Below are 9432 nucleotides of genomic sequence, written 5' to 3' on the forward strand. Positions count from 1 at the left end.
CAAGTGCGCCGGCCTGACCGCCGGCCCTGGCCCCGCCGCGCCGGCCCGGCGCGGCGGGGCGCCGCCGTCACCAGCGGTTGCGGGCCTCCTCCGCCCAGCCGACCAGGCCGTCGAGGTCCACCCGGTCGCCGTCGTCGGTGCCCGCCCAACCGGAGAAGTGCCCGAAGCACTGGTGGGTCTCGCCGGCCAGCACGCCGAGGTTGGTGCGCGCCACGCGCTCGTGGAACGGGTGGAACGTCACGTCCACCCGGTCGCCGGTGATCCGCCACGGCCGCAGCCAGTCGGCGCGGTCGTAGCGCCAGGCCAGGTCGGCGCCGATCTTGTGCAGCCGCCCGTCGACGAAGACCGCGTTCTCGGTCGAGCCGGTCCCGTCGGTCCACCGGCCGCCGAGCTGGATCGCCCGGCCCGACCCGCTGCCGGCCGCCCAGTTCCAGCGCACCGCGTACGGCCACTTGCCGCGCCCGTGGTCGAGCACCGCGAACGACTCCGCGTCGACCGGGTGCGCCGTACCGTCCACCCGCAGCGTGCCCCGCACCGGCCGGCCGACGTCCTTGAGCGTGTACTGGAACCGTCGGGTGCTCCACGGCACCACCACGCCCAGCGACTCGTGCCCGGGGCGCAGCGGCGCCACCAGGTCGACCTCGACGCCGGGCGCGGTGGCCCGGATGGTGCTGCCGTCGGGGCGCTGGCCGACGTGGATGACCAGGCCGCCGCCGCGGGCCCGTACCTCGCCGACGCCGCTGACCGGCGGGAGCACCGTGCCGCGGGCGAACGGGACCACCGCCTCGGTGGTCTGCTCGACACCGGTGCGCCGGTCCAGCAGGTAGACGCTGTGCACGCCGGCGTAGTCCAGCGACGAGGCGACCAGGCCGACGATGTGCGTCGGGGTGACCACGCCCCAGTACTCCCAGCGCTTGGCCCGGCCCCAGCCGCGCAGGTTCGCCCGGTGCAGCGGCCGGCGGCTCCAGCCCACCGCCGCCGGGTTCAACCGCCCGTCCGGCCGGCACAGGTCGACCGGCTCGGTGATCTCCCGCTCGTGCGTCATCGACGCAGGCTACCGGCTCGGGCCGCGCCCGCGATCCGTCGCGGCGGTCAGCCGACCCGGTTCAGGTTCGGCCGGCCGGTGCGGACCCGCTGCCGGTCCGCGGGCACCCGCGGGGCGTCCACGGCGAGCATCCGGTCGGCCGCCGCCAACCCGGTCAGCGCGGCGCCGTAGGCGGCCAACTCGCGCTGGAAGTGTTCCACCTTGGCGTACCAGAACTTCAGCTCCGGGTTCATGGCCTTGGCGTTGATGTACCCGACGATGTCGGTGTCCGGCGTGATGCCCCGGCGCGCGTAGCAGCGGTCGAAACCTGCTTTCGTCCGCTCGTACCGCTCGTTCATCGCGGTGAGGCCGGCCTCGGCCTCCAGCAGCCGGTCGCGCAGGTACCGCACGTACGTGGGCGGGACGCCGGCCGGTGCGGGGGTGGGCCTCCGGTGACCGTCGGCTCCGTTGGGGGACACCATGACCGCCCTCCTTCCTGCGGTCGGGATGCAGAGACGTCCTTCTACCCCCGATTCGGGCGGATCATGCCGGGACGAGGTTGACCGGGGCAACGTTTCGGGTAGAGAGCCACGCGTGAAGCTCGTGCACCGGCTGGTCCTCTCGGCGGCGGCGCTGCTCGCGCTCTGGGCCGGCGTGGCGTACCACGTCTCCCGGCCGCCGGACGCCCTCGACTACCTGCGCACCGTGACCCAGGTGGCCACGTCGGCGCACGACGCGGCGGCCACCGGCGTCCTGGTCGGCCGGCAACAGCTCCGGGACCGGGTCACCGACGCCTACGCCACCACGGCCTACGACGACGGGCTCCGCGCGGTCGCCGGCGGGCAACGGAAACTGGCCGGCGCGGTGCCACCCGACGACGAATCGGCCGCGCTGCGGGACCGCCTGTTCCCGCTGGTGCAGGCGACCGCCCGGGCGCTGGCCGACGCCGCCCGGGCCGCCGGCGACCCGGCCCTGCGAATGGCGGTCGAGGCCCTCGACGAGATCTCGGGGCGGCTGGCGGAGCTGCTCAAGGAGCAGCGGTGAAGCGCGTCCTGGCGGTCGCCCTCGGGATCCTCACCGCGATCGGCGGCTTCGTGGACATCGGCGACATTGTCGCCAACGCCGAGGCGGGCGCCCGCTTCGGCCTGGCCCACGCCTGGGTGCTCGTGGTGGGTGTGCTGGGCATCTGCGCGTACGCCGAGATGAGCGGCCGGGTGACCGCGGTGAGCGGCCGGCCGGTCTTCGACCTGGTCCGGGAACGGCTCGGCCCGCGGATGGCGCTGGCCAACCTGGCCGGGTCGCTGCTGGTCACGGTGCTGACCCTCGGCGCCGAACTGGGCGGCGTGGGGTTGGCGCTGCAACTGGCCACCAGCGTCGACTACCTGCTCTGGGTGCCGGTGGTGGGCGTGGTGCTCTGGCTCGCGCTGTGGCGGGTGGAGTTCTCGGCGCTGGAGAACCTGTTCGGCATCACCGGCCTGGTCCTGGTGGTGTTCGTGATCGCGTTCTTCCGCCTCCACCCCGACGGCGGCGAGCTGTGGCGGCAGGCCAGCCATCCGGGGCCGTCGGCCGGCGAGGACTGGGGCACCTACTGGTTCATGGCGGTCGCGCTGTTCGCCTCCGCCATGACCCCGTACGAGGTGTTCTTCTTCTCCTCAGGCGGGGTGGAGGAGCGGTGGAGCAGCCGGGACCTGCTCACCTCGCGGGTCAACGTCTTCGTCGGCTTCCCGCTCGGCGGCCTGTTCGCCTTCGCGCTGATGGCGACCGCCGCCACGGTCTTCCATCCGATCGAGACCGGGGTCGACTCGCTGTCGCAGGTGGCGCTGCCCGCCGCCATCGCGCTGGGCAAGCTGGGGCTGGCGGCGGCCATCCTCGGCTTCTTCGCGGCCACCTTCGGAGCCGCCATGGAGACGGCCCTGTCCAGCGGCTACACCGTGGCGCAGTATTTCGGCTGGGCCTGGGGCAAGCTGCGCCGTCCCCGGGAGGACGCGCGCTTCCACACCGTCCTGATGGTCTCGATCCTGGTCGGCGTGCTGGTGCTGATGACCACCATCGACCCCATCCAGCTCACCGAGTACACGCTGGTGTTCAGCGCCGTGGCGCTGCCGCTGACCTACCTGCCGATCCTGGTGGTCGCCAACGACCGGGGCTACCTGGGCCGCCGGGTGAACGGACGGCTGGCCAACACGTTCGGCGTGCTCTACCTGGTGATCGTGCTCGCCGCGGCGGTCGCCGCGATCCCCCTGATGATCGTCACCCGGATGGGAGGTGGCTGACGTGTTGATCGGCTTCGACCTGCTCGACCGGCAGATCCTCGACCGCGACGGCGAACCCGTCGGCAAGGTCGACGATGTCGAGCTGGCGCTCGGCGAGGACGGCACGCCGTACGTGGCGGCGCTGCTGGTCGGGCAGCAGGCGCTCGGGGACCGGATCGGCGGCGGGCTCGGCCGCTGGCTGGCCGGCACCGCCCGGCGGCTCGCCCCCGACCCGTCCCGGGGGCCGATCCGGATCCCGTACGACCTGGTGGCCGAGCTGAACAGCGCGGTCAACCTGTCGGTCAGCCGGGAACTGCTCCCGGATCCGCCGCTGGAGATCTGGCTGCGCGACCACCTGATCGCGCGGATCCCGGGAGCCCGCGATGCCGGCTGACCGGCCGCCGCTGCGCCGGCGGCATCCTGGGTCGGCCGGTCCACGACCACGACGGCCGGGTGATCGGCCGGGTGGCCGACATCGAGACCCGCCGCGACGACGCCGGCCGCGAGCGGGTCACGGCGCTGGTCGTCACGGCGGGCCGGTGGGGCCGCCTGCTCGGCTACGAGCGCCGCGAGGCCGGCGGGCCCTGGCTGCTCGAACAGCTGGCCCGGGTGGTGCTGCGCCGGCACCTGACCCGGGTGCCGTGGCCCGACGTGCGGCTGTAGCGGCCCGGTCACGACTCGACGCGCATGGACCGGATCCCGGTGCTCAGCGTGGCGGTGATCGCCGAGACCCCGACCAGGGCCGCGAAGACCAGCATGGTCACCGCCGCCGGGAACCGCGCCAGCAGCAGGCCGGCCAGCCCGGGCGCGAGCGCCGCGGCCGAGGTCGCGGCCAGGAAGATGACGCTGACCACCCGGCCCTGGAGCCGGTCCGGCGTGATCGCCGCCTGGTAGCCGAAGAGGACCGCGTTGGCCGTCGGGCCGAGGAACACCGCCGCGGCCAGCGGCACGGCGGCCAGCACGCTGGTCGGCACCAGGGCGCTGCACGCCATCAGCACGGTGGTGGCCCAGCAGAGCACGATCACCAGGGTCGGCAGCCGCAGCCAGCGTTGCACGGCGGGGGCGGCGAGCGCGCCGAGGAACCCGCCCAGGCCGAAGATGGTGCTGGCCAGGCCGACCAGCACGGACGGCGTGCCGGTGCGCTGCAGCGAGACGATGATCGCGAAGATCATGCCGGTGAAGGCCATGTTCAGCGGCGCCGCGATGATCAGCAGCGCGCGCAGGAACGGGTTGCCGAGCACGAAGCGGACGCCCTCGGCCGCCGCCGCGCCGCCGGACTGCGGTGCCTCGTCCGCCGCCCGGGGCTGCTGCATGGGCCGACGGATGAGCAGCACGGCCAGCAGGGACAGCAGATAGGTGACCGCGTTGCCGACGAACGGCAGGGAGCGGCCCAGCCCGTAGAGCAGGCCGCCGAGCGGCGGGCCGGCGAGCTGGGTGCCGTACGACCGGGCCTCGTTGCGGGCGACCGCGGTGGAGAGCTGCGCGGCCGGCACGAGATTGCGGACCGCGGCGTGCTCGGCGGTGCCGAACACCGCGTTGGCGGCGGCGCCGACCACGGTCACCGCGAGGATCATCGGCAGGTTGGCCACCCCGGCGAGCACCGCGCCGGCCAGTCCCAGGTAGCCGACCAGCCGGACCAGGTCGCAGAGCACCAGCAGCGTACGGCGGGAAAAGCGGTCGGCGAGGACACCGGCGGGCAGCCGGCAGACCAGCGTGGTGAGCAGGCCCGCCGTGCCGACCAGGCCGGCCTGGGCGGCGGAGCCGGTCAGCCAGAGCACCAGCAGCGGCATGGCCAGGTTGGACATGGCGGCGCCGAGGTCGGAGAGGCTCTGGCTGATCCAGAGCAGGTTGAAGTCGCGGTTGCGCCAGAGACTGGCCGGCCGGTCCGTCCCGGCCACCGCCGTCGCGGTCGCCGTCGTGTCGGTCACGGTGGGCACCTGCCCCTCGTCGGGTGCGGTCAGGGTCGGTTCGGCGGCGCGGCTCATGCCGGCCACCAGGAGCCGAAGGCGGGGCGCAGGTCGTCGAACCACTCGGCCGCCGGGTCGTGGTGGGCGAAGAACTGCCGCCCCACGTCGGCCGCGTCGCGGGCCTGGAGCAGCCGCAGGCTGAACACCTCGGCGCCGCCGATCCGGACCACCCCGTCGACGAGGACCTTACCGGGGGCGGCGGACATCACGGGGCCGCGGGCGGTGCGGGCCAGCCCGGAGACCGAGCGGATGGCGTCGGTGTAGACCTGCCAGGCCCGGGTGAGCGGCACGCTGAAGTAGCTGCGGGCGCCGGTGTCGCGTTCCACGAACATGTAGTACGGCACCACGCCGAGTTCCACCAGCTTCTGCCACATGGTGGCCCAGTCCTGCGCCCGGTCGTTGACGTGGGCGATCAGCGGGGCCTGGGCGCGGATCACCGCGCCGGTGGCCCGGATCCGGGCGATGGCCCGCCGGGCCTGGTCGGTGGCGAGTTCGCGGGGGTGGGAGAAGTGGGCCATCACGGCGACGTGCCGGCCGCTGGCCACGATCCGCTCGAACAGGCGCAGCACGTCGTCGGCGTCGTGGTCGGTGGTGAACCGGGCCGGCCAGTAGGACAGCGCCTTGGTGCCGAAGCGGACGGTGCGGATGTGCTCCAGCGCCGGGTCCAGCAGCGGCGACACCCAACGGTCCAGCACCGCCGCGCTCATGATCATCGGGTCGCCGCCGGTGAACAGGACGTCGGTGACGGTCGGGCTGTCGGCCAGGTACGCGACCACGTCCGCGACCCCGGAGGCGGCCTGGCGGATCTCGGCGTTGCCGACGAACTGGGCCCAGCGGAAGCAGTAGCCGCAGTACGAGTGGCAGGTCTGCCCCTGAGAGGGGAAGACCAGCACGGTCTCGGCGTACTTGTGCTGGAGACCGAGCAGCCGCCGGCCCCGGTGGGTCGGCACGTTCGCCTCCAACTGGGCGCCCGGGTTGGGGTTGAGCTGGGCGTGGGCGTCCCGGGCGGCCTTGCGGATCACGCCCGGGTCGGCGGCGGAGAGGTGCAGCGCCGACAGGTGCTCGTAGATGTCCGCCGGCAGCATGTCCCGGTGCGGGAAGGTGAGCCGGAAGATCGGGTCGTCCGGGACGGCGGACCAGTCGATGAGCTCGTCCACGACGTACTGGTTGACTTTGAACGGCAGTACCGAGGAGACGACCCGTAGGTCGTGCAGGTACTCCTCGGGCATGCCACGCTCGCTGGCGAGTCGCGCCAGACGTTCGTGGGAAAAGACCTTCATCACCGTCGCCTCGTTGTCAGCGGGATCGGAACAGGGGTGGCCGCCGGCCGGCGGCCCGGTCGGGGTGGTCCGGTCCGGACCACCCCGACCCGCGGCGGGTCAGCCCTGCGCGGCGGCCATCCGCTCGCGCAGGCTCTTCGGGCGCATGTCGGTCCACACCTCGTCGATGTGCGCCAGGCAGTCCGCGCGGCTGCCCTCGAAGCCGGTGGCGGTCCAGCCCGCCGGCAGCTCGCGCTCGGCGAACCAGATCGAGTACTGCTCCTCGTGGTTCACCACGACGCGGTAGGTGCGGTCATCGTCGTCAACGGCCATCGCCGTTCTCCTTCTCGTCTTGATCTCTTGGACGGATGCCCCGGTCGGCGACCGGGAGGTGTGCGGGGCGGGACGACCGGTGGCCGTCCCGCCGGGGGTCACAGCCGGACCGGCAGGGCCTGGAGGCTGCGGTTGAGCAGCGAGGGCTGCCAGCGGACCGCGCCGCCGGCGAGCGCCAGCCCCGGCGCCGCGGCCAGCAGGTCGGTCAGCGCCGACCCGGCCACCAGCCGGGCCAGCGGCGCGCCGAGGCAGAAGTGCGCGCCCTGCCCGAAGCCCAGGTGCGGGTTCGGGTGCCGGCGCAGGTCCAGTTCGTCGGGACGGTCGAAGCGGGCCGGGTCGCGGTTGGCGGCGGCGGTCACCACGTAGAGCCGCTGCCCGGCGCGCAGCCGCTGGCCGCCCAGCTCGAAGTCGTCCTTGACGTGCCGGATGGACATCTTGGACGGCCCGTCGAAGCGCAGCAGCTCCTCGACGGCCACCGGGCCGAGGTCCGGCTCGGCGCGCAGCAGGGCGAGCTGGTCGGGGTGGCGCAGCAGGTTCCACACCCCCACGGCGATCAGGTTGCTGGTGGTCTCGCCGCCGGCGAACGCCACGTGGGTGAGCATGGCGACGAACTCGTCCTCGCTGACCGACTCGCCGACCAGGCCGTTGGCCAGCGCCGCGCTGATCAGGTCCTCGCGCGGCGCGGCCCGGCGGGCGCGGACCAGCCCGCTCAGGTAGTCGAAGAGGTCCAGCAGCGCGCGCTGGGAGCGCTCGTGCTCCTCCGGCGACTGCACCGCGCCGAGCGCCAGGTCGCCGACCTGGATGGCCCAGCGCTGGAACATCTCCGTGTCCTCGACCGGCACGCCCATCCAGGCCGCCGCGACGGTGGCCGGCAGCGGCCGGGCGAACTCGGTGAGCAGGTCGACGACCTCGCCGCCGGCGCCGGCCCGGGCGGCCAGCCGCGCCACCGCGGCCTGCACCATGGGTCGGTTGCGGCGCACCTGGCGGGCCCCGAACGCGCCCCGGAAGACGCCACGCAGCCGGCGGTGCTCCGGCGGGTCCACGAAGACCATCCAGCCGGCCATGATCTTGAAGGCGCGGGCCGCCTCCGGGCTCAGCAGCTCCAGCGGGGTCTGCGCCAGCATCGGGCTGATCCGGTCGGCGGAGATCGCCGGCTCGGTGTAGCAGGCCGCCGCCGGCTCGTAGCCGGTGACCAGCCAGGCCCGGTGCACCGGGCTCCAGTGCACCGGCGCGGCGGCCCGCAGCCCCGCCAGGTACGGGTACGGGTCGGCGACGAGGTCGTCGTCCAGCAGGTAACGGTCGGTGACGGTGGCGGCGGTCATGCCGTACGCTCCAGCAGCTCGGCGGCGAGGGCGGCGACGGCCGCCACGCCCGGGTCGGTGACCATGCTCCGGTGGGTGCCGGGCAGGTGGTGGACGGTGAGCGCGCCCGGGAACAGCTCCCGGCAGCGCCGCTCGTAGGTGGGCCAGCTCTCCCCGGCGACCACCGAGGGCCGGCCCGGACCGGCGGTGGTCGCCTCGGCGCTGACCAGCAGGTGCGCCGGCCCCCGGTACGGCGCCGGCCGGTAGGCGGCGGCGGCGGCGCGCAGCAGCGCGGTCCACATCGCCACCGGCCAGTCGGCGCCCAGTTCCGCCTCGGCCTCGTTGACGCCGGCCGCGCGCAGCGTGGCGACCAGCTCGCGTTCCTGGCTGAGCCGGGCCGGGGTGCCCGGGGTCAGCTCCCGGATCGCCGCGCGCATGGCCACCGCCCGGTCGAGCAGGTCCAGCGCCTCGGTGACCGCGAACATCCCGGCCTCGTCCGGCACGGCCGGTTCGAGCAGCAGCAGGACGTCCACCCGCTCGCCGGCCTCGGTCAGCCGGATCGCCATCTCCTGGGCGATGTTGCCCCCCATCGACCAGCCGAGCAGCGCGTACGGGCCGTGCGGCTGGCGCGCCCGCAGTTCGCGCAGGTAGTCCTCGGCCAGGCCGGTCATGGTGTCGGCGTCCACGCCGCCGTCGATGCCGCGGGCCTGGAGGCCGAGCACCGGCCGGCCGGCGGGCAGCGCCTGGGCCAGCGGCAGGTACCAGGCGACGCTGCCGCCGCTGGGGTGCACGCACCACAGCGGACGCTGCCCGGCGTCGCCGTCGCGCAGGGTCACCACCACGCCGCCGTCCCGGCGTACCGCGGTCCCCGCCGGGACGGGTTCCCGGGTGCCGACCGCGGCGGCCAGCGCGGCCACCGTGGGGTGCTCCAGGATGTCGGCCACCCCGACGGGCAGCCCCAGGTCGCAGGCGCGGGCGGCGAGCCGCACGATGGCCAGCGAGTGGCCGCCGAGGTCGAAGAAGTCGTCGTGCACCCCGACCCGGTCCAGCCGCAGGGTCTCCGCCCAGAGCTTCGCCAGGGTCGCCTCGGCCTCGGTGCGCGGCTCGACGTACGGGCGGTCCGTCTCGGCCGGGCCGGTCGGCGCCGGCAGGGCGGCCCGGTCCAGCTTGCCGTTGGCGGTCACCGGCAGCGCGTCCAGCGGCACGAACGCGGTCGGCACCAGGTACGCCGGCAGCCGCTCGCGCAGCCAGCGGCGCAGCTCGGCGGCGCCGGGCAGGGCCGCCCCGGCCACCGGC

At 74.6% G+C, this 9432-nt stretch carries 11 protein-coding genes; 4 read left to right on the forward strand and 7 right to left on the reverse strand.

Translation table 11 applies throughout. From position 1 onward, the window contains the following. Positions 1–67 precede the first annotated feature (67 nt). Together B0E53_RS28905 and B0E53_RS28910 are read right to left on the reverse strand one after the other, a co-directional pair. Positions 68–1045: a DUF2804 domain-containing protein gene (locus tag B0E53_RS28905; protein WP_107078904.1), complete on the reverse strand. Its 978-nt coding sequence runs from the start codon at positions 1043–1045 to the stop codon at positions 68–70. Between the two features lie 47 nt (positions 1046–1092). Then, positions 1093–1506: a hypothetical protein gene (locus B0E53_RS28910; RefSeq protein ID WP_107078905.1), complete on the reverse strand. Its 414-nt coding sequence runs from the start codon at positions 1504–1506 to the stop codon at positions 1093–1095. A 112-nt stretch (positions 1507–1618) separates the two neighbouring features. Here B0E53_RS28910 and B0E53_RS28915 point away from each other — a divergent pair, with 112 nt between their 5' ends. From B0E53_RS28915 to B0E53_RS28930, 4 genes are read left to right on the forward strand one after another with little or no spacing between them, the layout of a single operon-like run. Beyond that, positions 1619–2068, forward strand: a complete 450-nt coding sequence (locus B0E53_RS28915; RefSeq protein ID WP_107078906.1) for a hypothetical protein — start codon at positions 1619–1621, stop codon at positions 2066–2068. Then, the gene (locus B0E53_RS28920) at positions 2065–3297 is read left to right on the forward strand and encodes a divalent metal cation transporter (protein WP_107078907.1); all 1233 of its coding nucleotides are present in this window, start codon (positions 2065–2067) and stop codon (positions 3295–3297) included. The genes B0E53_RS28915 and B0E53_RS28920 overlap by 4 nt, the downstream gene beginning before the upstream one ends. Then, positions 3290–3670, forward strand: a complete 381-nt coding sequence (locus B0E53_RS28925) for a hypothetical protein (protein ID WP_107078908.1) — start codon at positions 3290–3292, stop codon at positions 3668–3670. The genes B0E53_RS28920 and B0E53_RS28925 overlap by 8 nt, the downstream gene beginning before the upstream one ends. Before the next feature lie 59 nt (positions 3671–3729). Continuing rightward, positions 3730–3939 (forward strand): hypothetical protein, encoded by a 210-nt coding sequence (locus B0E53_RS28930; protein ID WP_210406253.1) that lies wholly within the window; start codon positions 3730–3732, stop codon positions 3937–3939. Between the two features lie 8 nt (positions 3940–3947). Here the strand turns inward: B0E53_RS28930 and B0E53_RS28935 are convergent, their stop codons facing one another. The 5 genes from B0E53_RS28935 to B0E53_RS28955 all read right to left on the reverse strand — a co-directional run. Beyond that, on the reverse strand, positions 3948–5261 hold the full coding sequence (locus B0E53_RS28935; protein ID WP_107078911.1) for an MFS transporter: 1314 nt from the start codon (positions 5259–5261) through the stop codon (positions 3948–3950). Then, positions 5258–6472, reverse strand: coding sequence for a lysine 2,3-aminomutase (locus tag B0E53_RS28940; RefSeq protein ID WP_107078912.1), 1215 nt, complete (start codon positions 6470–6472; stop codon positions 5258–5260). The genes B0E53_RS28935 and B0E53_RS28940 overlap by 4 nt, the downstream gene beginning before the upstream one ends. A gap of 150 nt (positions 6473–6622) precedes the next feature. Then, positions 6623–6835 carry an MbtH family NRPS accessory protein gene (locus tag B0E53_RS28945; RefSeq protein ID WP_091310738.1) on the reverse strand — a complete coding sequence of 71 codons (213 nt, stop codon included), beginning with the start codon at positions 6833–6835 and terminating at the stop codon, positions 6623–6625. Positions 6836–6933: 98 nt separating this feature from the next. Continuing rightward, entirely contained in the window at positions 6934–8157 is a 1224-nt protein-coding gene (locus tag B0E53_RS28950) for a cytochrome P450 (RefSeq protein WP_107078910.1), read from the reverse strand. After that, positions 8154–9432: thioesterase domain-containing protein (locus B0E53_RS28955; RefSeq protein ID WP_246835655.1), on the reverse strand; the 1279-nt coding region annotated here is incomplete at its 5' end. The genes B0E53_RS28955 and B0E53_RS28950, both read right to left, overlap by 4 nt.

The sequence above is a fragment of the Micromonospora sp. MH33 genome, assembly GCF_003013775.1.
Lineage (GTDB): Bacteria > Actinomycetota > Actinomycetes > Mycobacteriales > Micromonosporaceae > Micromonospora > Micromonospora fulviviridis.